The sequence below is a fragment of the Saccharicrinis aurantiacus genome (genome assembly GCF_001660705.2).
Lineage (GTDB): Bacteria > Bacteroidota > Bacteroidia > Bacteroidales > Marinilabiliaceae > Saccharicrinis > Saccharicrinis aurantiacus.
Map to the genome: position 1 here is coordinate 44,471 of NZ_LYBV02000022.1, position 23,693 is coordinate 68,163.

General features: G+C 33.6%; 20 protein-coding genes. 12 read left to right on the forward strand and 8 right to left on the reverse strand.

Going from position 1 to position 23,693, the window contains the following annotated elements:
* Positions 1–257 precede the first annotated feature (257 nt).
* Genes A8B35_RS08955 through nadD form a run of 3 tightly spaced genes read left to right on the forward strand, consistent with a single transcriptional unit; the run spans position 258 to position 2,307 of the window.
* Positions 258–1,133 (forward strand): YicC/YloC family endoribonuclease, encoded by an 876-nt coding sequence (locus A8B35_RS08955; RefSeq protein ID WP_068472380.1) that lies wholly within the window; start codon positions 258–260, stop codon positions 1,131–1,133.
* Between the two features lie 24 nt (positions 1,134–1,157).
* Positions 1,158–1,727: a guanylate kinase gene (gmk, locus tag A8B35_RS08960; protein WP_068472382.1), complete on the forward strand. Its 570-nt coding sequence runs from the start codon at positions 1,158–1,160 to the stop codon at positions 1,725–1,727.
* A 1-nt stretch (position 1,728) separates the two neighbouring features.
* A complete protein-coding gene (nadD, locus tag A8B35_RS08965; RefSeq protein WP_068472507.1) occupies positions 1,729–2,307 on the forward strand; it encodes a nicotinate (nicotinamide) nucleotide adenylyltransferase in 579 nt (192 codons plus the stop codon).
* On the opposite strand, the gene A8B35_RS08970 is transcribed toward nadD, so the two are convergent.
* Together A8B35_RS08970 and A8B35_RS08975 are read right to left on the reverse strand one after the other, a co-directional pair.
* Positions 2,304–2,900 carry a DUF4202 domain-containing protein gene (locus A8B35_RS08970; protein WP_068472384.1) on the reverse strand — a complete coding sequence of 199 codons (597 nt, stop codon included), beginning with the start codon at positions 2,898–2,900 and terminating at the stop codon, positions 2,304–2,306. The two genes, nadD and A8B35_RS08970, sit on opposite strands and share 4 nt — an antisense overlap.
* Before the next feature lie 176 nt (positions 2,901–3,076).
* Positions 3,077–4,435, reverse strand: a complete 1,359-nt coding sequence (locus tag A8B35_RS08975; protein WP_068472386.1) for a S41 family peptidase — start codon at positions 4,433–4,435, stop codon at positions 3,077–3,079.
* Between the two features lie 215 nt (positions 4,436–4,650).
* Between A8B35_RS08975 and A8B35_RS08980 the strand changes: the two genes are divergently transcribed.
* A complete protein-coding gene (locus tag A8B35_RS08980; protein WP_171973179.1) occupies positions 4,651–6,651 on the forward strand; it encodes an ATP-binding protein in 2,001 nt (666 codons plus the stop codon).
* Positions 6,652–6,656: 5 nt separating this feature from the next.
* On the opposite strand, the gene A8B35_RS08985 is transcribed toward A8B35_RS08980, so the two are convergent.
* Positions 6,657–8,999, reverse strand: coding sequence for a TonB-dependent receptor (locus tag A8B35_RS08985; RefSeq protein WP_068472389.1), 2,343 nt, complete (start codon positions 8,997–8,999; stop codon positions 6,657–6,659).
* Between the two features lie 322 nt (positions 9,000–9,321).
* Between A8B35_RS08985 and A8B35_RS08990 the strand changes: the two genes are divergently transcribed.
* Together A8B35_RS08990 and A8B35_RS08995 are read left to right on the forward strand one after the other, a co-directional pair.
* Positions 9,322–9,687, forward strand: a complete 366-nt coding sequence (locus A8B35_RS08990; protein WP_068472391.1) for a DoxX family protein — start codon at positions 9,322–9,324, stop codon at positions 9,685–9,687.
* Between the two features lie 34 nt (positions 9,688–9,721).
* Positions 9,722–10,246: a lipocalin family protein gene (locus A8B35_RS08995; protein ID WP_171973180.1), complete on the forward strand. Its 525-nt coding sequence runs from the start codon at positions 9,722–9,724 to the stop codon at positions 10,244–10,246.
* Between the two features lie 54 nt (positions 10,247–10,300).
* Here the strand turns inward: A8B35_RS08995 and A8B35_RS09000 are convergent, their stop codons facing one another.
* Entirely contained in the window at positions 10,301–11,128 is an 828-nt protein-coding gene (locus A8B35_RS09000; RefSeq protein ID WP_068472396.1) for an endonuclease/exonuclease/phosphatase family protein, read from the reverse strand.
* Between the two features lie 127 nt (positions 11,129–11,255).
* Positions 11,256–11,495 carry a CDGSH iron-sulfur domain-containing protein gene (locus tag A8B35_RS09005; RefSeq protein ID WP_068472398.1) on the reverse strand — a complete coding sequence of 80 codons (240 nt, stop codon included), beginning with the start codon at positions 11,493–11,495 and terminating at the stop codon, positions 11,256–11,258.
* 334 nt (positions 11,496–11,829) lie between these two features.
* Between A8B35_RS09005 and A8B35_RS09010 the strand changes: the two genes are divergently transcribed.
* The 3 genes from A8B35_RS09010 to A8B35_RS09020 all read left to right on the forward strand — a co-directional run bounded on the left by A8B35_RS09010 (position 11,830) and on the right by A8B35_RS09020 (position 16,516).
* Entirely contained in the window at positions 11,830–12,969 is a 1,140-nt protein-coding gene (locus A8B35_RS09010; protein WP_068472400.1) for a DEAD/DEAH box helicase, read from the forward strand.
* Between the two features lie 191 nt (positions 12,970–13,160).
* A complete protein-coding gene (locus A8B35_RS09015; RefSeq protein ID WP_068472402.1) occupies positions 13,161–14,321 on the forward strand; it encodes an aldo/keto reductase in 1,161 nt (386 codons plus the stop codon).
* A 164-nt stretch (positions 14,322–14,485) separates the two neighbouring features.
* Positions 14,486–16,516: a sulfatase-like hydrolase/transferase gene (locus A8B35_RS09020; protein ID WP_068472404.1), complete on the forward strand. Its 2,031-nt coding sequence runs from the start codon at positions 14,486–14,488 to the stop codon at positions 16,514–16,516.
* A 95-nt stretch (positions 16,517–16,611) separates the two neighbouring features.
* Here A8B35_RS09020 and A8B35_RS09025 read toward each other — a convergent pair whose 3' ends face one another.
* A complete protein-coding gene (locus A8B35_RS09025; protein ID WP_068472406.1) occupies positions 16,612–17,532 on the reverse strand; it encodes a DUF6263 family protein in 921 nt (306 codons plus the stop codon).
* A gap of 225 nt (positions 17,533–17,757) precedes the next feature.
* Between A8B35_RS09025 and A8B35_RS09030 the strand changes: the two genes are divergently transcribed.
* Positions 17,758–18,462, forward strand: coding sequence for an SAM-dependent methyltransferase (locus A8B35_RS09030; RefSeq protein WP_068472509.1), 705 nt, complete (start codon positions 17,758–17,760; stop codon positions 18,460–18,462).
* A gap of 799 nt (positions 18,463–19,261) precedes the next feature.
* Complete coding sequence (locus A8B35_RS09040) at positions 19,262–20,116, forward strand: SDR family oxidoreductase (protein ID WP_068472410.1); 855 nt, start codon at positions 19,262–19,264, stop codon at positions 20,114–20,116.
* A 61-nt stretch (positions 20,117–20,177) separates the two neighbouring features.
* Here A8B35_RS09040 and cbiB read toward each other — a convergent pair whose 3' ends face one another.
* Positions 20,178–21,110 (reverse strand): adenosylcobinamide-phosphate synthase CbiB, encoded by a 933-nt coding sequence (cbiB, locus tag A8B35_RS09045; RefSeq protein ID WP_222844128.1) that lies wholly within the window; start codon positions 21,108–21,110, stop codon positions 20,178–20,180.
* Complete coding sequence (locus A8B35_RS09050) at positions 21,107–22,129, reverse strand: pyridoxal phosphate-dependent aminotransferase (protein WP_068472412.1); 1,023 nt, start codon at positions 22,127–22,129, stop codon at positions 21,107–21,109. The genes cbiB and A8B35_RS09050 overlap by 4 nt, the downstream gene beginning before the upstream one ends.
* Positions 22,130–22,418: 289 nt before the next feature.
* Between A8B35_RS09050 and A8B35_RS09055 the strand changes: the two genes are divergently transcribed.
* Positions 22,419–23,615, forward strand: coding sequence for a sensor histidine kinase (locus A8B35_RS09055; RefSeq protein WP_171973181.1), 1,197 nt, complete (start codon positions 22,419–22,421; stop codon positions 23,613–23,615).
* Positions 23,616–23,693: the final 78 nt, after the last annotated feature.

Here is a 23,693-nt window from a genome sequence, read left to right on the forward strand (position 1 = left end):
TCTGTACTCACAACTAGGTAAAATTTATATATGCGTTAAATTGACTTTTTCTGCGCGCTTGAAAAGCAATTTAATAAGTTCGATAGTAGAACCCTGAAATAATATTTTTGTTTAATCTTTTTTATAAAAACATAAACAAGATATTCGATATACATCTATAAAGCCCTGTATTTATTGGCATAAACGCATTTATTTTTTTTTGAATATTTTTACTTTAAAAGGTTACCTTTGTGCGATAAATTAGAAATTATAGGAATATGATAAAGTCGATGACAGGGTTTGGTAAAGCCATTTGTGAATTACCAGATAAAAAGATTAGCATTGAAATAAAATCTTTAAATAGTAAGCAGTTAGATGTAAACATGCGCTTACCAAACCTATACCGTCAAAAGGATTTAGTATTACGTAATGAACTATCGAGCCAAATAGGAAGAGGAAAAGTAGATGTTGGTTTTTATATAGATTTTCATGGGTCTGAGAAAAATGCAATAATAAATGCGCCAGTTATTGAAAATTACTATAATCAAATTAAACCTATTTCAGATAAACTAGGATTGAGCGATAACGCTGATATCTTAAAAACAATAATGCCTTTACCCGATACGGTTAAAATTGAACAGAATGAATTGGATGAAGAAGAGTGGAAGTTAATTTTCACCTCTTTTAAAGAAGCTCTTTCTAATATCAACGAATTTAGAGCCCAAGAGGGTGAAGTTTTAAAAATTGATATTATTGAACGAATTGAAAATATACGTTCATTAATGCTTCAAATAGAGCCTTATGAGACGGAGCGCATTGAAAAAGTCCGCACTCGCATTTTAGATCAACTAAACGAACTCAAAGATAAAATTACCATCGATCAAAATAGATTTGAGCAAGAGATGATCTATTATCTTGAAAAGTTAGATGTAACAGAAGAGAAAGTGCGTTTAACAAATCATCTTGATTATTTTACTGAAACAGTTGAGAAGGAAGAACTAGTGGGTAAAAAACTCGGATTTATTGCTCAAGAAATTGGAAGAGAAATAAACACCATGGGTTCTAAAGCCAATCATGCTGAAATTCAGAAATTAGTAATTCAGATGAAAGATGAGTTGGAAAAAATTAAGGAACAGAATTTAAATATTCTATAACTCACCAAATATTTAGCACACTACATGAGAAAAGGAAAATTAATTATATTTTCTGCTCCATCAGGATCAGGTAAAACTACAATTGTAAAACGTTTACTTGATAAAGATTTTAAAATGGAGTTTTCTATTTCGGCCACTACTAGAAAGCCTAGAGGAGAAGAAAAACATGGTAAAGATTATTACTTTTTAAGCCCAGATGAATTTAGAACTAAAGTAAAAGCAAATGAGCTTTTAGAATGGGAAGAAGTATATACCGATAAATACTATGGTACTTTAAAAAGTGAAGTTGAGCGCATAACTAACAAGGGCTGTAACATTGTTTTTGATTTAGATGTTGTTGGCGGGCTTAATCTTAAAAAAATGTATGGCAATGAGGCTTTAGCCATTTTTATACAGCCACCATCAATACAAGAACTTAAATGCAGATTAGAAGGTAGAGCTACTGATTCTCCAGAAGTTATTCAACAGCGCCTTGATAAGGCTGAAGAAGAACTAACTTATGCATCGGGCTTTGATCATATTGTAATTAATAATGATTTAGAAAGTGCTGTTTTAGAAACGGAGCAATTACTTACTAAGTTTATAAATGACTAAAATGAATAATATTGGCCTCTTTTTTGGCTCGTTTAATCCTGTTCATATTGGGCACTTAGCCTTAGCAAATTATATTGTTGAGAATAGTAATTTAAACGAAATTTGGTTTGTGGTTAGTCCGCAAAACCCATTTAAAAAGAGTAACGATTTAATTGATACAAAGCACCGCATTACTATGTTGGAGCTTTGTGTCAATAATTATTCTAAGTTTAAGGTTAGCGCTATAGAACAAGAACTTCCTTCTCCATCATACTCCTACGTTACTTTGCGCGAATTGCGTAAACTACATCCTGCAAATAATTTCTCAATAATCATGGGATCAGATAATCTGGAGTTATTGATGAAGTGGAAGAATATAGATGAGATTATTAAGAACCACAAAATAATTGTTTACCCACGACCAGGATATCCTATCATAAATCACGACGATGTTCCTAACCTTGATATTGTTGAAGCGCCAGTTTTCAATATTGATTCTACCAGAATAAGAAAAGGCATTTTAGAAGGAAAAAACTACAGTTTTTTGGTACCCATAAATGCCTATTCATATATCACTAAAAATAATCTGTATAGTAATTAACTAACAGCTTCTAATATCAATTTTTTTACACTTTCTTCAAAATTAATACCCAAGGCCGCCTCGTGCCCTTTATCACTCATTTTCAACCAAGTACTTAAGATAATTCGCTTCAGTTTATCGGTATTTTCTTTATGCTGTTCAATAAAATCATTAATGTAATACTTTAAAAACACCAAACAAACTACATCTTCAAGTAACTGACTATTGCTATCTGATTGCAGATTCTTTTTCTCAATCATTGAAGATATTTGCAATTGCGACTCTTGACTATATCCAATTTTGTTTAAGATTTCTGCTGATTTTTTAGCCTGATATGTATAAAGAAAAGTCCTCCAGGCATGATAACCCTTCCTATCCATAGGGTAAGAATTACGTGGTATTTCCCATCTAAATAGATGCTGACATCTCGCTGCCAGATATACTTCTTCGCTAGCCTCTGAATTAAATGCCTTTAACTCTTTAACCATGCGCAGTGCGTATAAATACTCCTTCGGATATATTTCGCCATCTAGTTTTACTTTATCCTTATCGCCTTTATAGGCCTCATCAATCAATTGTATTGCTTTGTTATATTTATCTGAGAAGTTTGTCATATTATTTTGTTTAATACAGTATACAAGTAAAAAGCTTTTTAGTTTAAAAAAATCACTTAAAATTTAATTCCTTTATTGAAGGAGGTTATCAAAACTGTAACCCTAAAGACTAATGGGTATAAAAAAAGAGTTATTTCAACAGAAAATAACTCTCATCTTTTTAATTTTAATATCTTTTACTTTGGCAGAACAATATGCATGTCCTTCTGCAAAGGGTGCGAATTAGGTTTATCTATTGTTGTAACATTACGCCCTTTTTGAGTTGATTTTAATAACTCGGCGGTACTCGATTCTTTTGTAATCTCATTAATTGCTACAGCAACCATATTATCGTCTAGACTTCCTAATTCTGAGTATGTAAATACATCATCTTGCATTTCAATATCAGGCTTTAGCCCAATGGCGTAATCTATTGAATTATCTACATTCTCAGCCCGCATAACAATTGGTTGAATAGCCCAACCATGATCACGTTCCTCATCTTCTAATGTTACTGAACCATAATATTTGCCGTGAGTTTGTTCCCCAATTTGAATAACATCCATGTATGGCGATAAAGTATACATTACCATTTCACTAGCTGATGCTGTTGAAGGTGTTGTTAACACATACAACCTACTTAAGTCAAGGTTACTTGCACTCCCTTCAAACCTATCAATGTATACCGTTTCGTCATTAGGGTAATTCTGATCAAAATACTCTTTAAAATATTTGTTGTAATCTGTTCTGATAAAAACCTTACCCTCTATATCTGACGGGCCAATCATTGACGCCAAAAGATTTGCAGTGGCTACTGAACCTCCCCCATTATATCTTAAATCCAATATCAGTTCATCAATACCTGCAGACTTAAAATTAGCGAATAACTGTTCTAAATCCTTATCAGAATTATCGATAAACGAGGTATAAGCTAAATATCCAATTGTTTGACCCGTGCGCATTTCAAAGATAGTACTTTTCAATATCGGATTAATACTAATAACTTCAGCAGTTAAGTTTACTTCTTCATTTAGTGTTTGAAGCTCATTATCTTCAGTAATTCTTCCAAAACCTAACTGAATTGAATTACTAGAATATAACTCTTGATAGTTATCTGTACTTAGTTCTTCACCATTAATATTTATAATAACATCTCCTCTTTTTAAACCGGCATCAGAAGCAGGAGTATTAGGATAAACAAACTCAACACAAGCAACTACTTTTGTTGAACCTTGCTCCCAAAGGTATGGGCGTATAGAGTATCCATAATCTTTTTGTACGCCATTAAAATAATCAACTAAACCTTGGTAATCATCGGTGATGAAAGACCATTTATCGATTGATGAGAATAATAAGCTATTAAAATATTCTTTAGAATCAGCTTGACTCATTGGGTTTGTTGAGGGCATATCTTCTGTCCAATAATAATATTGGTTCATATAATCGTAAACAAACTTATTTATACCCTTGGTTTCTTTACTTATTCCATCTTCCTTTTCGCACGAAAACAGTATAATTGTAAGGATTATTAAAAAGCTAAACTTGTATAAATTCATAGTAAAAATTGGATGAGTTAAGTGTGCAAATATAACATTATTACTTAACTTGATTTGTTTAATTGAGCATGTAGCCTTCTATTTGATAATCTCCTTCATAAATATGTAATATGTATGTGATTGTTGATTATTACTTTATCAAAATAATAAAGGAATTGATTCATTTTTTTATCTTTGATAATAAACTATTCCGTTTACGAATTAGTAAGAGCCCTATGTTCATAAAAGTTATATTACTTAATATACTAATTGGCTTATTTATTTTCAGCTACCTACCTGGCCAAAATAAAGTTAAGTTAAGTAATAGTGAATACAACTATCTGAGGAATACAAATATTGAAATACTGGCAGGTTACCAAGCTCCACCAAATAGCTACTATAACGAAGAAGGAAAGCATGTGGGTATATGTGTTGACTATCTAGAACTTGTTACAGAACAAATAAATATTACATTTTCAAAAAAGAAATTGCAAGATTGGGATACTACAATTAGTTATGCAAAAAATCATAAAGATTTTATAATAACGGGAATAGCTAAAACCCCACAGCGCGAAAAATATTTATTATTTACAGAACCTTTTATACGAATGCCAAACGTTATTTTAACAAATAACAATTCTGACATTTACACTTTAAAAGATTTACATGGAAAAAGAGTATCCACTGTAAAGAATTATGCAGTAACAGAATTTCTTCGCAAAAAACACAAAGACCTCATAATTCAAGAAGTCATCACAGACTACGATGGTATAAAAAGACTTATTAATGGCGAAATAGATGCGATGGTGATTAATCAACTTTCAGCATCCTATATCATAAGTGAGAAGGGGCTAACTAATCTTAGAATTTGTGAAGAAATTGGATATACCAACAAACTATGTATTGCTGTATCTAATAAAAACCCGCAGTTATTTCAGATTTTGAGTAAGGTTACTAATTCTATTTCTGATAAAGAAACACAGAAAATCTATTCTAAATGGGCCAATCTAACTCGTGTAAAATTTTCAAGTAAATTGAGGTATATTATACTTATCATTATTGTAATTATTATTGTAAGCTATATTGGAACTTGGTATTGGCTGAGTAGCATGAAAAGACTTGTGTTTATTAAAACTCAGGAAATACGCGATTCAGAATCAAAATATCGAGAATTAGTTGAAAATTCTTACGATGCCATTTTTGTACAATACAAGGGGAAGTTTTTAATGGTGAATAACAAATTTGCTGAACTTTTTGGATATACTAAAGAGCAATTTATAAATGGTGAAATTAAGATAGAGGATATTACTGCTCCTGATAGTATGCAAATTATTAACGATAGACTTGAAAAAATAGAACGAAAAGAACCTTTATCCTTACAATATAATATTAATGGAATTACTAGTGACCATAAGAAATTAAACCTTACAATTTCGGTAAGTTACATTCCGCACGAAGATGGAAGTGCAACACAGGGTATTATTCATAATATGACCGAACAATTTAATAAAGAAAAGGAACTTAGGATAGCAAAAGAAAGAGCCGAGGAAAGTGATTGTTTAAAAAGTGCTTTCTTGGCAAATATGAGTCATGAGATAAGAACACCAATGAACGGAATTCTCGGATTTTCTGAAATTCTAAAAAGTTCTGATATTAGTGAAAGTGAAAGAATTCAATTTATAGATATCATTCAGGAAAGTGGAAACCGCATGCTAAATACAATAAATGATATTATTGATATTTCAAAAATTCATGCAGGACAAGTTTCCCTTAGTATGAGTGAAATAAATCTTAAAGAAGAAATGAATAGCTTATACAATTTCTTTAAGCCCTTGGCTGAAAAGAAAAACATAAAACTTGTACTCGATTACAATTGTTCTGATCCTTTAATTATTACTGATTTAACTAAATTTATCTCAATTTTATCAAACCTAATTAAAAATGCTATTAATTATTCAAACCAAGGTGAAATAGAAATACACCTTTGTAAGGACGAAAATCAATTGTTAACTTGGGTAAAGGATACTGGAATTGGTATACCCGAAGATAGATTATCGAATATATTTGAGCGTTTTACCCAAGTTAATGGAAATAATTCTAGGCTGGTTCAAGGGTCAGGCTTAGGTTTGGCAATAGTTCATTCCTATGTTCACATGCTTGCAGGTAAAATCGAAGTTGAATCAAAACTGGGGGTTGGATCTAAGTTCGTATTTACCATTCCATGGAGAACATTCTAGCAAATTTAAAACTCTAACCTATACGTTAAATATGGATACATCATGGTTAAACCATGTTCAACCACTTTCTGTTGCTCAAAATCGTAAGCCCAACCAAACATTTCACTTTGCATCAGTACATTTTTAGCTTGAATAGTTATCACATGAGCTACTTTAGATTTATTTATTCGATAATTGATACCTATATCAAGAAACAACTTATTCTCTTCTTGCCACTCAAATGCCTTTGATTCATCTAAAACAACCATTTGTGCTTGGTGCGAAGCCTCCTGATCAGGAGGAGTAAACCTATTACCTCCCATATAAGTCAGCTTTCCATTTAACCCGATGGTATTATTTCCTTTTACTGCCCACTCTTTACCACCTAATAAATTGAATACAAAATTTCGGTTGAATGATGTATTATATTCAACTCTATCACCTCCAATATATTTAGAATCAAAAATAGAACCCGTAAGCATATAGTATAAACCTTCTTTCATATATCGCTCAAGCGTAATATCAACACCAACATTAGAACCTGTACCTGAATTATTCAGAGGATCGCTAAAGTACATATCCCACTCGTAATTAATTAATGATATTGTGCTCCCCTCTACTACAGGCACATCATACAGGTGCTGATAATAGGGTTCGACCTTTAATTTTAGATTACTATTTATTCTATAGTCATACGAGAATACAAAATGATGCGCTTTAGTAACGGCTAAATCGGGGTTTAATAAGTCACCATTTGATCCGCTTGCTTCATAAAACCGCAAAGGCTCCAATTTACTGTGTTTTCCGTACGCCAAGCTAAAGGAGTGCATTGGAATAAATCGCCAAGTACTGCCTAAACGTGGCTCAAAGACCAATTCATTATTTACACCATAATAACTAGCATGTATTCCAACATTTACGTCCCATGTTGGTTTAATTCTAAATTTCGATTGAGAATACAACTGCATGTATTCTGCGGTTCCATTTTGATCTGTAATTTCTATTAATCCAGGTTGCTCTTCAGGATTAGGGTTACCTTGTACATCAATATCATACCATTGCGTTGTGTAATTAATTCCCGTTCGATTACTATGTTTATTATTGAATTTATGATTTATATATGATGAAATGATCAACTTAGTATTGTCCTCGTAATGATTGGCTAGAGCAACTGAACTTTGATCTGCATTTATTTGATCACTCACCATTGTGAATCGATCATAGGTTAACGCAAGCGATGTATTAACATAGCTTTTTGAACCTATATTTATTTTATGATTCATCCCTGTTGCAGCAATATCAGAACCGGTATCGTACTTATTATTATCAAAGGTATTTTTCCACTCCATAGGATCACTATCAGGATCAAATGCAACAGAACTTAAACCACCTATACCCCATAGTGAGAATTCCCCAGCCTGACTTGTAGGTAAATGCACCTTAAAGCTTAAATCTTGATATGCTGGCAATCCGAAGTTACCATCCATTATATTACCTATTAAGCCCATTGTAGAATATCGATAGTTAAATAAATAAGATGCTTCGCTACCTTTTTTTAATGGTCCCTCTGAACTGATATCTATTCCCTGTGAGCCCACTTGGAACGTTGACTCGCGCTTTTGATTATTACCGGTTCTGAATCTCATATCAAAAGCACCAGACATTGCATTACCATATTCCGCAGGAAATGCTCCCGTAAAGAAATCAGAATTGGCCAACATATTAACACTAAAAACCGTTTCAATACCGCCTCCATTATTTACACCATTCAAATGGTTCGGCGCTGGAATCTCAACTCCCTCAAGTCGCCATAAAATCCCTTTGGGAGCGTTACCTCTAATAACAATGGCATTATCGTTTACCCCCTCTGCCATTGAAACTCCTGCAAATGAACTAGCCAAGCGTGCCGGATCATTCCAACCGCCTGCATAACGCATAGCTTCTTCCACTGAAAAAGAACGCGCCGATAAAGTCGCCATAGAGTTTTGAGGTTTGTCCTTCCGCTCTTCTGGTTTTACAACTATTTCATTCAAGGCATTAAACTGTTCTTTCAGTTTTATATTTAGTACAACTTCTTTAGCGGAGCCAACTACAACCTCCCTAATTATAGCAGCCTCGTAGCCTAAAAAACTAAATTGTATGTTATGTCTCCCAATGGGTACATTATTAAGTAAGAAATCACCTTCAGGTGAAGTGATTGTTCCTAAAGTTGGATTTGAATCCAGAATATAAACATTAACTCCTGGCAATGGCTGATGAGAGTCGGCATCGAGCACAGTTCCTTTTATGTTTTGAAATAATTGTTGTGCTTCAACTCTTGATAAAAGAGATAAAAAAATAAAGACGATTAGAATTCTTTGATTTCGCATTAGTATATAATTTAAAGTATTATGCAAAAGTAGACGTATAAAGACTTTTAATCGTTCTGAGTTATAGTTCGGAACCTTTTTATTGGGTTTCGGAACCTATTTTTATTAGAACCTTGTACTTACGAAGGCAATTAATATTATAATCATCAAACTTTAAACATTTAAATACCATCGCATGTTTAGGAAAAAGAAAACATGTTATACTAACTATAATTATTATTAGTTTTGGACTTGTGAAACTAACAAGTGAATTTATTTTCGCACCACATGGTTTCAATAGCTGAGTCCTTTAAAATTTTATAAACCTCAAAAGTAAAATACAATGAAAAAAGTAAAAATTGCTTATTTAATAAGTACCGGATTAATTAGTGCTCTAATGCTTATGTCAGCAGGCATGTATTTTTTAAATAATCAAATGGTAAGTGAAACCTTCGAAGGTTTAGGATACCCAAGTTACATTATTTACCCATTAGGCATTGCTAAAATACTTGGTATTATTGCTATATGGTCAAATATTTCACAATCACTAAAAGAGTGGGCTTACGCTGGATTCTTCTTTGATTTATTACTTGCATTTTTTGCGCACATCATGATTGGTGATGGTGAATCAACTCCTGCCATGCTAGGGACTGTACTATTATTAATTTCATATTATAGTTGGACTAAACTAAGAACAGTTCAATCATAATAATTAACTCTAGTTTAGTTTTAAAACAAAAGCCATGCGATTATCTATTATTATTTTAAGCTTTTTATTACTCCCTAATAATTCATGTAAGAGTCAGAATACTATGATTGATAAAAGCGTGGTTAAAAAGTTAGATATTGATAAATATTTAGGCAAATGGTACGAGATATCTCGTTTCGACCATAGTTTTGAGAGAGGAATGGAGGGCGTTACTGCTACCTACAGTATGCGTGATGACGGAAAAATAAAGGTTTTAAATGCAGGCTATAAAAATGGACTTGATGGCAAGTATAGCTCTGCAGAGGGAAAAGCTTATATTCCAAACAAAGCAGAACCAGCCAAACTAAAAGTATCCTTTTTCTGGTTTTTTTATGGAGATTACTTTGTTCTTGATCTTGATGATGACTACCAATGGGCGCTTATAGGAAGTAGTTCTGATAAGTATTTATGGATTTTATCTCGAACCCCGAATATAAACGAGGATACATATAAAATGCTTATAAATAAACTTAAATTACGCGGATACGATACTAATAAACTAATTAGAGTAAAACATTGATAAACTTCTAAAATAAGGGAATACAGGCCATTGCTAATATTCCCTTTTTATATTTTATTCTAGTTCAGTGAGCACAGGTAAATGATCTGATGGATATAAATTATTAGCTCTTCTATCATCAATATGGCGGTAAGTATTAACTTTAAAGCCCTTACAAAATATATAATCAATTCGCCTGTTTACAATACTTTCCGTATCGTATGCATTCCATGTTCCTATGGGACCGTATGGTTTTCTGACTGATAATTTCATAGCATCATCAAACTCTTTATTAATTATAGAGTAAGGCTTATCATCTTCGGTACAATTAAAGTCACCCATTATTATGACTTTTTGATTCTCTATTTGATAATTATCTAAAGTTTTAACGATAAGCTTTACGGCTTCTTTTCGAGCTAACTTTCCATCATTATCCAAATGGCAATTTAAAATATGCAATGTATCCCCACTCCTTCTATCTGCAAAAGACCCATAAGTGGCAATACGATAATAACTAGCATCCCATCCTTTTGAAAGCTCGTTGGGTGTTTCTGAAAGCCAAAACGTGTTTGTATCAATCAATTTGTATTTTATCGTATCATAAAATATTTGTACACCTTCACTAACACTTTCTGCTCCTTCGCGGCCAATTCCAATATAATTATAAGCTTCTAGTTGGTGATTTATGAAATCAACTTGATTATTAACGGCTTCCTGAAGACCAAAAAAATCAGGGTGATAAAACGATAGTAAATCAACCACTTCAGACTTTCTAAAATCCCACGAATTATCTCCATCATTAGCCGTATCAAACTTTATATTAAACGACATTACGGATAATTGAGCATGAACCTGAATGAATGCACACACTAATAAAATGATAATAATATTTTTCCTACTCATTCTTCTTTTAATTGATAAAAAAATTAGTATTCAAATACGATACCAGTATTGAGGTGCTTATAGATTAAATACTACAAGCTAACATGCTGCTTCAAGAAATAATAAAAAAGATATTACAAATTATGGTTTACAGTTTATTGTGCGAACCATCACAGTATGGTGGATTATTGGTTTGTTTACACATACACAATGCCGCCTTAATAGGCTTATCAACAGTAAATATTTTTGGCTCAAAATCAGTGCCTTGATGAGAACCATCACAATAGGGCTGATTGGCCGATTTACCACAAGCACACCAAGCATAAGTTACAGCATCTTTTAAATCAACCATCTGAGGAACTTTTCCTGCAATTTCACCTTTTTTCATAATAGTAGTTTTTAAATTTAACAATGATGTTGTTTAATGTTGTAGGGAAATTTCGAGAGTGATAGTTTGATTTTCAGTGACAAATCTCAATTTTTAATTGCATAGCCATAGCTACGGAATAAAAATTAGCAGAAGTCAATGTAATCAAAATGTTACTCGCAGATTTTCAATACAACTTGAAACAACTTCAATACCTCTCCCTTCAATTTACGTATCTTTTTACTAGCAAATATTAATATTTACCTAAAAAACACGATCACTCTTTATTTATGCGGGTGCATTCGTAAGCTGAACTATTTAAACTACCTTTGCCGTGCAATAAAAAAATGAATATATGTCGTTTCTCCAATTAGGATTACCCCAATCAATATTAAACATATTAAGTAAACTAAATTTTAGCGAAGCTTACCCTATTCAAAAGGAAGCCATACCTGTGCTGCTAAAAAAGCAGGATTTACTAGGTATAGCTAAAACAGGATCGGGAAAAACTGCCAGTTATGTTTTACCTATATTGAGTAATTTACAGGATAGCAAAGAAGCTAAAAACCGACATGCAAAAGCTTTAGTTTTGGTGCCGACTCGCGAATTAGCTGTTCAGGTTGAAGCCGTTTTCAAATCGTTTAGTATCGACCTTGAGAAAAGAATAAAAACGGTGGCTGTTTTCGGTGGCGTTGCTATAAATCCTCAAATGCAAGCATTACAAGGAGCTGAAATTGTTATTGCTACGCCAGGTAGATTAATTGAACTTGAAGAAGCTAATGCCATTAATATATCCGAAATTGAAACCTTAGTTCTTGATGAAGCAGATAAGATGTTGAATCTTGGATTTAAGGATGAAATGGACCAAATTTTTAGCAGACTTCCAAAGAAACGTCAGAACTTATTATTCTCTGCAACCTTAAGTCCCGAAGTACAAAAGGTAGAGAAATTACTACTTCATAATCCACAAATAATTAAGATTGATGAAGATAAAGATCCTTTAGATTTAATTCAGCAACTAGCCTATTATGTTGATGATGAAAACAAGGGACCATTATTGCGTCACCTTATCGAAAGTAAAGATATGCACCAGGTATTGGTATTTACCGCTTCGGCAAAACGTGCTGATTGGGTGGCCAATAAACTAAGAGCAAATGGTATTGATGCCCGACCAATACACAGTAAGAAAAGTCAAGGCGCCAGAATGGACTTGCTTACCAAGTTTAAATACAAACACCTCAGAGTATTAGTTTCTACCGATTTATTAGCACGTGGTATTGATATTGAATTCTTACCCTATGTTATCAACTATGAGCTACCTCGCTCCCCAAAAGATTTTGTACACAGAATAGGTCGAACAGGGCGAGCAGAAAATCCGGGCGAAGCTCTTTCGTTAATTACTCCTGATGAAGAACATCACTTTAGAGTAATTCAAAAGAAAATGAAAAAATGGGTAACCCGAGTTGACGGTAACGAAGTTCTTTTTAAGAGTTAATTTGTAATATCTTATTCTTTTATAATTTCGCGGAGCCATATATTTTATTCACACAGGATAAAATACATGGCTTCTTTCGTTTTAATTTAACCTACTATTCTTTAGGAGCATTAACATCGCATTAACCTTTTTGCATTTCTATTCGTTTCAAAATTCAATATATTGGTGTACTGAAACTTATAACTAATATTATGAATAAGCAGAAAGACTCTCGCAGAAAATTTATTCAAAAATCTGTTGCATCATCATTAGGCCTAATCTCAGCACCATCATTAATAAGTGCTTGTGATCAAAACACGAAAGTTATCTCAGAAAATAAAGATATTGAACCAATTTGGCGAAATAAAAAGGATGGCATGCAATATCGAATGCTAGGAAGAACTGGAATGATGGTTTCTGAGCTTGGAATGGGCACATTTCCTTATCAAACCGAAGAATGTTACCCAGTTCTTGATGCTAGTATTGAACGTGGCATTAATTATTTCGACTGTGCTTTTGCATACGGACAAGGTAAGGTGGAAGAAAATATTGGAAAGTATTTTAAACTGAGAGGGAACCGTGAAAAGGTTTTTCTTACCACAAAGCTTAGCGGTTATGGAAAAGGTAAGTATATGAAGAAGATATTTGATACGCTTTCAACGAGCGAACAAGAGAATTTACGTGCAGAAGCTGATGCTCTTTTGGCCAACAGAATGGTTTTAAGACCTGGTTATCATTTCAACTATTTCAATGGACAAGAGAACCAACTGAAAAAATCGTACCTATGGCATATTGTTTTGCAAAAATATGGCATGAAGAAAGAGTGGAAACAAGAGATTAAAAAGCATACTTATAAATTACTTGAAGATTCGCTAAAACGGATGCAGGTTGATTATGTTGATGTTTTATTTTGTCCACACGGTTCTTCAGAACCTGATTTAAAAGATGATATCCTTCAAGAGTTATTTTCAGAGTTTAAACAAAAAGGATTAATCCGTGCTTCAGCACTATCTTTTCATAATGATGTAAATGGCAATTTAGAGGCAGCCACAGATTTGTCTTACTACGATGTGGCCATGCTCGCATACAATATCGCCAATCATGCAGCTGTTGACGCAGCTATGTATAGAGCCAAGCAATCTGGTATGGGATTAATTGCAATGAAGGTTTCAAGGCTTTACGTTATGGATAATAAACCTGATTGGATTGTAGATAAATTGAATTCAATTATTCCTGATGAGAATTTATCTAAGTTTGCAAAGTCGTACCTATGGGCCTTACAAAATCCCAATTTAACTTCGTGTTTATCACAGATGGAAACAATAGAAAAAATTGATGATAACTTAATAGCTATAGGACAACAACAGGTGTGATAAATAATTACAACCACTTACATTTTTAATATCATAAGCCATTTTTTAGGAAGGTAAAATAGTACCATTTTGAGGTAAATTTCAGGAATAGTTCGAGCTAAGAATCTGTTAATATTGCAACATAATTAACAGATCTTAATAATTATTTACACAAAGCAACAACTATGAACTTAAAATTTACATCTATTCTCCTCTTTTTACTTGGCATCACTTTTACCGTCTATTCGCAAACCCAAGGAACACGCCCTAATATCATTGTAATATTAGCAGATGATCTTGGATATGGGGATGTAGGATTTAATCGCGACCCGAATTATCCTGCAGATAGAGGCGTAATACCAACTCCGCAACTAGATGCCCTAGCCACTAATGGTATTATTTGCTCAAGTGCACACGTGGCTCACCCATTCTGTGGACCAAGTAGAGCAGCTATTATGACAGGTATTTACCCACACCGAATTGGTGCTCAATATAACCTACCCAATGATATCACCACTACTTTAGGGATTCCTGAAAATGAAATTTATTGGTCAAAGGTTGTTGACCAAACCGGATATCATTCAATGGCACTTGGTAAATGGCATTTAGGTTTTACCGAAGGAAAATATCAACCTATGGATAGAGGGTTTGATGAATTCTTTGGCTTTTTAGGAGGAGGAAAAAACTACTTCAGAAGCGAATACGATAATGTATGGTACAAAAATCCAGAGGATCATGCAGATTATAATGCTCCTAAGGATAATCCTAATACAAACGAGTATCTTGATCCTTTACAAAGAAACCGAGACTATGTGGATAGAAAAGAATTTGGCTCTGATGAATATTTAACCGATATTCTGACCGATCAAGCCATCGACTTTATTGATAGAAAAGGCGGTGATGCTGATAATCCTTTACTAATGTACCTTGCATACAATGCACCTCATACTCCTCTGCAAGCTCCGCAAAATGAAATTGATCAATTCTTAATTGACAACCCTGCTTTTGAACAAAACATTAGAATTGATGGTGGTTACATTCGCACTTCGGACCCGGTTTCAAAAAGCAATAATGTTGATAAGGAAGCTCAAAGTTATGTTGAAGACGATGGCCGTGTTTGGAACGACCTTACGGAAGAAGAAAAAAATGCAGAACGCATTTTAGCTGAAGAACGACTATTTGAAAAAATGGTTGATGCACGTATTGTGTACGCTACAATGGTGGCTAATTTAGATAAAAACATAGGTAGACTGACTCAAAAGTTAAAGGACATGAATATTATGGATAACACCCTTATTGTATTCTTTAGCGATAATGGTGGGTATACCTTTAGTAAGGGAGCTGTAAATTATCCGCTCAACTCATTAAAAGGTAGTGTAGATGAAGGAGGACATAGAGTTCCTTTCTTTATACATTGGCCTAATCAAATTGAAACACCAAGTACTTATCCATACCAAATTAGCGCACTCGATTTGTATCCTACTTTTGTAAACTTAGCAGGAGGAACAATCCCAATTACTAAAACCATTGATGGATTAGACTTTATGGATAAAATGTTGGCTGGTGAAGAAGTAAGGCCCAACCAAACAATTCATGTACTTCGTCCGCAAAACGGATTCCACAACGCAGCTATAATCTCTTATCCTTACCGCATCACTCGCAAAGGAGGCAATGGTCAGTGGAAATTATTCGATGTTAATGTTAACCCCGAAAAGCAATTAAGCGGAAGCATTGACGGAAAGCCTGTGCAGGATATTATTGATGAACTAGTAGGGCAAGGTGCCGATTGGATTAGAGAATTCAAAGACGTAAAACCGGCCTGGTTTGATCACGACAGAGGTGATGGACATCCTCACCGTATTCTTTGGTTCGGAGAAGATATGGTTGGTAATACTGCCGATGTGGTGTTCCCAGGATACAGCTCAACCTATAACGATGCTACTCTTGATGAAGCTACTGCAATTAATCAGATATTTGATAACATTTGCACCGTTTACCCAAACCCAATAAAAAATAGTTTTAATATTACTTTCGATACTTCGATAGATAATCTTGAAATAGAAATACTAAACCAAACAGGACAAATCATTAAACGAATTAAATCATCTAATGTACACCGTTCTACTGTTGATGCTAATGACTTGGCAAGCGGTATGTATGTATTACGCATAAAGGCTGATGATAACTTAAGCGTAGAAAAGGTTATTAAACTGTAATACCAAAAATATCATCTCATAAAAACAACACGGGCTTAACTTTAAAAGTTAAGCCCGTGTTATGCTATATATCTTAATCTATTATACTTAAAAACCTATCTTCTTTCTAAAGTAGTACTTGAGGTTACTGAAACCGGTATTTGCATATCTTCCTCACCTTCCTTTTTACCCAACATTTCAATAAAGCCCGATATGCTTTGTTTCTGCCATCCCTTTTCAAACCAACCATCGTTCTGGTTAACTGTAAATTTTGAATGGTTATTTCCGTTTAAATTAAAACGCATCAACATGCCATCCATATTGGCCTCCTGAGCATCGGCCGACACTTTTCCCACGCTAGAAATAATCCAATTATTATTATCGGCCGATTCTAATGTCCAATTACTCATTAAATCAGCTTGCAATGCCGATGTTAAACGCGTTTCCGTAGTCCATTTGTCTCCAACCTTCTGCTTTTCATCAGGATAAATAGACAAAATCATTTCCATATTACCCTTCAACGATTCTTCACCAAAATGCGAATTCATAGTCCCTTTAATACGCTCCAATGATCGTGTTGAAGCATAAATTAAAGCTTCAGCAGCATCCTCAATAATCTGATCCATTCCATCAACCGAAATCACTTTACCTTTTGGGGTAATTACCATGGTAAAATCCTTATTCACAATACCATCGTACATCAAACCAATGTTATCTGTTTTCTCAACTGGTAAACTCGAATCGTATAACACATTAAAAAACATACTTTTAATTTGAACCGATAAAGTTTCAAAAGCAACTTTCAGGGTGATATTCTCTCCCTCAATTTTTGTAGGTGTAAATCGAGTAATACCTCTAAATGAATTATCCACCTCTTGATCCATCGGACCAATAGTTTGCGTAATATTTAATTCCGTAGCCTGATAGAATTTATAGGTCTTTCCAAGCTCAAGCTGATACCTGAGATCATAAGACTGTGCACTACCAATGATACAGAAAAATAAAAATGTGGTTATAATAAGAGATTTAATATTCATAGAATCTGATAAATTTGAAATAACAAAATTCGATATATGCTAAATTAGGATTTGCTTACTCGCAGTATTCATTTAAATACAATGCATGCATTTGCTGTGCTAAATTACATTTTTTCACTTTATAACCTCGTATTTTTTCATTTATTAAGCTCTGTAACCCTAAATAAACAAAGCTTTTTGTACTTTTGCGCCTCCACAATAAACAGTATACAAAACAAAATTAATATGGCAGGTCAATTATATTTAATTCCTACAACTTTAGGTGATAGTACTATAGAGCGTGTAATTCCGAATGACATCATTGGTATGGTAAAAGAAATAAAGCATTTTATTGTTGAGGATGTTAGAACCACGCGTAGGTATTTAAAAAAACTTGATAGGTCAATAAATATTGATGAGCTTACCTTTTACGTATTAAATAAGCGCACCACCGATAAAGAAAAAAGTAGTTTTCTGAATGCTGCAAAAGCCGGAAACGATATGGGTGTTATATCAGAAGCAGGCTGCCCTGGCGTTGCCGATCCGGGTGCCGATATAGTTGCTACAGCACACTTCTTGGGCATCAAAGTAGTTCCTTTGGTTGGTCCATCATCTATCCTGCTTGCCCTAATGGCTTCGGGTATGAACGGACAAAGCTTTGCCTTTAACGGATACATTCCCATTAAAACCGATGAACGAACTAAAAAAATCAAACAGCTCGAAGGCCGTTCTCTCTCCGAAAACCAAACACAGTTATTTATCGAAGCACCTTTCCGTAACAACCAATTGCTTAAAGATATTTTGGCTACCTGCAAAGGCAATACCCGCATTTGCATAGCCTGCGATATTACTTTAGAAACAGAATACGTTAAAACAAAAACTGCTAACCAGTGGAAAAAAGAAATACCAGAACTACACAAACGACCTGCGCTATTTCTGCTTCACGCGTAACAGATATAAAATATACCCAAGTCCTAATCTGCAGTTGCGGATTAGGACTTCTTATTTAACCACAAACCTTTTAATTTTTCCAAAACCCTAAATATTTGGGGCTTCCCCTGCGGGTCGGGCAATCCGCTGTATCTTTGCTTCGCCAAAAAGGGCTCACAAAGGATGCCGCTCCTATCCCTAAGCCAACTGGGTTCGCAGTATGCATCAATAATAAACTCCCTTGCACATTCCACTGCCTCTCAAACAAGCCCAAGAAACAACTAACTACACAAGCGCGAAACAATGGTTCACCTATCAAAATATGCATCACACAAATGTTGATATCTTGAACCACTGGCGAAAAGTACCTCCTCCGAAATTTTGATGGTATGCCTCACTGCCCAAAATACCAACAACATAAACGGGAAGGCTCAACCATGAGGCGAAAATGGTATCCCATAAATCTAGATGGTTCATATTCGCCGAAAAAATCGAAAAAACATTTTGTAAATACCATTTTGTCCGAAATTTAGTACTAAAACATGTCGGTAAAGGTAGTTTTAGCCACCCATACAGCCCATCTCCTATTACACATTGCTACTTTTTTATTGATAATACCACATTACGCAAATGTAAAAGGTACTTACACCGCCACATCACTAGTTCAACATTTTGTTGGTGGGCTATCTACACGAAAAATGCCTATTCCATACCTAATAATAAATTTAGTACCTTACTAACTATAGGGTTTATAATTCACTTTGAAATTATAGGAAACAGATTATCAAGCAATATAAAAACTCCTTAAAATTGAAATAAAATGACTACACAAAAAATTGCAGTAACAACAGCAAGCGGAAATTTAGGAAGTACCATTATAAAACACCTAATAAGCGAAATAGGTGCAGAAAATATAGTTGGTATAGCACGCACCCCTGAAAAAGCGAAATCACTTGGCGTTGAAATCAGAAAAGGAGATTATAACAATAAGGAAGATTTTACAGAAGCATTAAAAGGTATTGATGCTGTACTTCTGGTATCAGGTATGGATCATCCAGATAAACGTATTCAACAACATCGTAATGTAATAGAAGCAGCCAAAAGCAATGGTGTAAAAAAAATAGTTTATACTAGTATATTCGGTGCCGAGGAAGGCAATGCTTTTAGCCCCATTGTGGCAAGTAACCGCCAAACAGAAGAGGATATACGAAACTCGGGCTTGCAATGGGCTATTGGGAGAAACGGTATTTATATTGAGCCTGATTTACAATATATAGATACTTATACCAAAGAAGGCGGTATAATCAACTGTTCTGGTGATGGACGATGTGGGTACACTTCGCGCCAAGAATTGGCTTTTGCTTATTTTAAAATGCTAATTAACGATAGCCTAATTGGTGGAACTTATAGTTTATTTGGAGAACCAATTTCTCAACAAGAACTAGCTAGTGCCATTAATAAGAACTTTGATACTAACTTGGTATACAAAAGCATTTCGGTTGCAGACTATGTTAATGACCGCAAAGAAGCCTTGGGCGAATTTATGGGCACAGTAATTGGCGGAATTTATGAAGGGATTAGAACTGGAAAATTTGATGGCATTTCCGACTATCAGAAAGTAACACAACGTAAACACAAATCAATTGATGAAATGATTCAAGAGTTTAAAAATTAAACTTTAATAAAATACCTTGAGAAGAAGGAAAACTAATTTCCTTCTTTTTTATTATAACCAATTAGTACATCAAATAAATAGAGCACAATATCAACATTACAAAAGAAGTAGCTGCATTAACCACAGCTGCTTTTTTTATATCCTGAAAAGTTATTTCTCTTTCGTTTTCTCCAATATAAGGCTTGTCTACTAGCTTTCCATGATATACATTCGGGCCTCCAAATCTACAATTTAAAATACCCGCTAAAGCTGATTCAGGGTAGCCGGCATTGGGACTTGCATGCTTATGTCCAAACTTAAATATGAAGCTAAAACCTCTATAACTAAAAGATACAAGCACCATTAATAATGCAGTCAAACGTGCTGGTATATAGTTCGCAATATCATCAACTATGGCAGCAAACTTTCCAAAATAAAAATAGCGCTCACTTTTATACCCAATCATAGAGTCAAGCGTATTAATCATCTTGTAAGCAAACATTGCCGGTATACCGCCAATCGCATAATAAAACATTGGTGCTATTACTCCATCGCTAAGGTTTTCGGCTAAAGTTTCAAGAACAGCAGTGCGAATTTCTTGCGCACTTAATTGGCTGGTATCTCTTCCTACTATATAGCTTAGCTGCTTTCTACCCGCTTCTAAACCTTCCAACTCCAACACAGAGTTTACTTTTAAACCTTCCTTAATTAAAGTATGATTAGCTAAGCCATAAAAAACAAACACCGATACTATTACAAGACTAGCTATTGCATGCTGTGCCGAAAACTCTGCTATGAAATAAAAAGCTCCATAACTCAATCCAATTAATAAACTTGTTAATACTGCTCCCTTGGCAAATCTATTCTTTTTAGTATTGAGCTTCTTCTCACCGAAAGCAATACAGTTTCCAAATAGTTTTATAGGATGAGGCCATGAATAGGGATCTCCAATAATAGCATCTAGTATAAAACCTATTAATAAGGCGAGTAAAGTGATATATTCTGTAGACATCATTTGCTTACAAATTCTTTAATGGCATTAGCGCATTGGATATTATAATCTTCTCCTTGAATTGCCAATCTGAAATAAGACGCATCAAGTCCTTCGAAATTTGAAGCTTCACGTATTAAAAATCCGTAATTACTGATTAAGTACCTCTGCAAATCAGCAGCCTTATGATTGATCAGCTTACATAAAAAGTAATTGGTTTCCGATGGAATTACTTCTATGCCATCAATTGCGTTAACCGTATTTTGAAATTGAAGTGATTCTTTTTTTAATTCTTTAGTATCAATTGTAAAGTCATCAAGATGATTAAAAATATAACTACCTGCATCAAGCGCTATACTATTAACACTCCATGGCATTCTATAAGCGGCAACCTTATCTCTGAGAGCTTCATTTGCAATAAAGTAGCCCAATCGTAAACCAGGAATAACACATTGCTTAGTCATTGATTTTACTATAATTACATTATCATATTGAGAGATTAAACTAATTGCAGAACTAAATTTATTACAAACCTCAGCATAAGCTTCATCAATAACAAAAACCTTTTCCTTATTTTCCTTTAGTAATTCTTCAATGGTATGTATTTGCAGTACTTTACCATCTGGGTTATTAGGATTACCAATCCAAACCAAATTTGCATCAGAATCTTTTACCTTATCTAAATCTGCACTTCTAATTGTTTCAATTGAATGTTTATATAATAGAGGTGCATCATTATACTCTGAAAACGAAGGAATAACAATTAACGACTTCTGACAACTAAAAGCATGTGCAATTAAATAAAATGCTTCAGTTGCACCGTTAGTGATACAAACTGAATTATGAGTTAATCCATATGAATTGGCGACAATTTGCTGCAAATTAATAGCATCAACAACAGGGTAGTTAATTACATTATGTATTGTACTTTCAAGGTAAACTGATAAATTAGTATTTAAACCTCTATACCAAATATTGGAACTAAAGTCTTTCTGAATTGGCTCCTTTATATTAAAGTGTGAATTGCCATGTCCGTTGAGCATTTTGTAATCTTAGTAGTGATTAATAAGGGCCACAAAAATATACTTTTATATTGTTAATGACACAGTAATTACTGAAATATAATTGTCCCTATTTTGTAACAATAAGGATAAATACCAATAATAAATCCAATTAGTATCTATCATAATTTTATTTACTAAATCATTTTTCATATATTCGCAACAAACTCACACCAAATGCAACATGCTGTCTAAGAAAAAAACTCGTTTCCCAAAGAAACGCCCTATTAAACTATTGGAATATATTCTAAACATAATAGACACCGATAGTATGACTAGATATTTTGTAGCCATATGCTTTGCTGTTTCTGTATTATCTACATTTATAAACATTGCTCTAGACTTACCTCCTAGCTTTACATATATAACTGTAGGGTTCTCTTTTTTTTATGGAATACTATTATTAATATGCAAAAATAACTCAAGTTCAAGACTATGCAAACCTCTAATTATATTATCAGTTTTTAGTGCCATAAATATAGTATGGTTTACAAATGGTGGCAGCTTAGGCCCTACCGTAATTATATTTCAGGCTATTCTTCCAATCTTTCTATTTATTATAAAAATAAAAAACAAAGGACTTATTGTGGTGCTGGCATGGTTAAATATATGTGCACTATTCATTATTGAACTAATCTACCCTGAAACTATTGTTGGATATTCAAATATGACTTTCCGTTTTTATGATGTATTTATAGTTTTTATAATATTCCTACTTATTGAGATACCGATACTATACCTTATTAAAGAACATCTCATAAATGAAAAAGAGAAAGCAAAAAGATCAGAGAAAATCATCTCTTCTTTTCTTGCCAATATGAGTCATGAAATTAGAACGCCAATGCATGCTATTATAGGGTTTTCTGATATTTTAATGGATGACAATATCGATAAATCTACTCAAAACCTTTATCAAAATTTAATTAAAGATAATGGGAATAAACTCCTCAGAATAATTAACAACATGGTAGAGGCCTCTAAACTTGAATCAAATTCGATAAACGTTCATAAAAAATCGTTCCTGATTAAAAGTACTTTTGATAGATTAAGGCAAAAGCATCTATCTCAGATACCAGTTAACAAAACAGTCACAATTGGTTATAAACTACAAAAGGAGAATATTCTCATAGAATCAGATGAAAGTATAATATTTCAGATATTATCAAACCTTATTTACAATGCAGTAAAGTACACTGAAAAAGGCCATGTGGAATATGGTTTAATAGAAGAAGAAAACAATTTCAGACTATATGTTTCTGATGATGGCAAAGGAATTTCTGAAGAAGCTAAAAAAAGGGTTTTCGACCGTTTCTCTATTGATGAAACCATTCATATCAATACCAATGATGGGGTTGGTTTAGGTTTAGCTATTTGCAATGGACTTACTACTTTATTGAATGGAAAAATAGAACTAGACTCATCTCCTGAAAAGGGAAGTACTTTTTACATAGTCCTAGATAAGGAATAAATTTTTCAATCCTGTTAAAATAATATTTGCAGTAGCAACAACATTTTTTGCATTGTGCTGTTTAGATAAAAACACTTA

What these genes read in the sequence shown, in the direction of transcription:
- A8B35_RS09025 (WP_068472406.1), bottom strand. Translation starts at nt 17,532, where the DNA reads ATGAATATTAAATCTCTTATTATAACCACATTTTTATTTTTCTGTATC.
- A8B35_RS09020 (WP_068472404.1), top strand. Translation starts at nt 14,486, where the DNA reads ATGAACTTAAAATTTACATCTATTCTCCTCTTTTTACTTGGCATCACT.
- A8B35_RS08995 (WP_171973180.1), top strand. Translation starts at nt 9,722, where the DNA reads ATGCGATTATCTATTATTATTTTAAGCTTTTTATTACTCCCTAATAAT.
- A8B35_RS09055 (WP_171973181.1), top strand. Translation starts at nt 22,419, where the DNA reads ATGACTAGATATTTTGTAGCCATATGCTTTGCTGTTTCTGTATTATCT.
- A8B35_RS08990 (WP_068472391.1), top strand. Translation starts at nt 9,322, where the DNA reads ATGAAAAAAGTAAAAATTGCTTATTTAATAAGTACCGGATTAATTAGT.
- A8B35_RS09030 (WP_068472509.1), top strand. Translation starts at nt 17,758, where the DNA reads ATGGCAGGTCAATTATATTTAATTCCTACAACTTTAGGTGATAGTACT.
- A8B35_RS09015 (WP_068472402.1), top strand. Translation starts at nt 13,161, where the DNA reads ATGAATAAGCAGAAAGACTCTCGCAGAAAATTTATTCAAAAATCTGTT.
- A8B35_RS09010 (WP_068472400.1), top strand. Translation starts at nt 11,830, where the DNA reads ATGTCGTTTCTCCAATTAGGATTACCCCAATCAATATTAAACATATTA.
- A8B35_RS08970 (WP_068472384.1), bottom strand. Translation starts at nt 2,900, where the DNA reads ATGACAAACTTCTCAGATAAATATAACAAAGCAATACAATTGATTGAT.
- A8B35_RS08955 (WP_068472380.1), top strand. Translation starts at nt 258, where the DNA reads ATGATAAAGTCGATGACAGGGTTTGGTAAAGCCATTTGTGAATTACCA.
- A8B35_RS09050 (WP_068472412.1), bottom strand. Translation starts at nt 22,129, where the DNA reads ATGCTCAACGGACATGGCAATTCACACTTTAATATAAAGGAGCCAATT.
- gmk (WP_068472382.1), top strand. Translation starts at nt 1,158, where the DNA reads ATGAGAAAAGGAAAATTAATTATATTTTCTGCTCCATCAGGATCAGGT.
- A8B35_RS08980 (WP_171973179.1), top strand. Translation starts at nt 4,651, where the DNA reads ATGTTCATAAAAGTTATATTACTTAATATACTAATTGGCTTATTTATT.
- nadD (WP_068472507.1), top strand. Translation starts at nt 1,729, where the DNA reads ATGAATAATATTGGCCTCTTTTTTGGCTCGTTTAATCCTGTTCATATT.
- A8B35_RS08975 (WP_068472386.1), bottom strand. Translation starts at nt 4,435, where the DNA reads ATGAATTTATACAAGTTTAGCTTTTTAATAATCCTTACAATTATACTG.
- A8B35_RS09005 (WP_068472398.1), bottom strand. Translation starts at nt 11,495, where the DNA reads ATGAAAAAAGGTGAAATTGCAGGAAAAGTTCCTCAGATGGTTGATTTA.
- A8B35_RS09040 (WP_068472410.1), top strand. Translation starts at nt 19,262, where the DNA reads ATGACTACACAAAAAATTGCAGTAACAACAGCAAGCGGAAATTTAGGA.
- A8B35_RS08985 (WP_068472389.1), bottom strand. Translation starts at nt 8,999, where the DNA reads ATGCGAAATCAAAGAATTCTAATCGTCTTTATTTTTTTATCTCTTTTA.
- cbiB (WP_222844128.1), bottom strand. Translation starts at nt 21,110, where the DNA reads ATGATGTCTACAGAATATATCACTTTACTCGCCTTATTAATAGGTTTT.
- A8B35_RS09000 (WP_068472396.1), bottom strand. Translation starts at nt 11,128, where the DNA reads ATGAGTAGGAAAAATATTATTATCATTTTATTAGTGTGTGCATTCATT.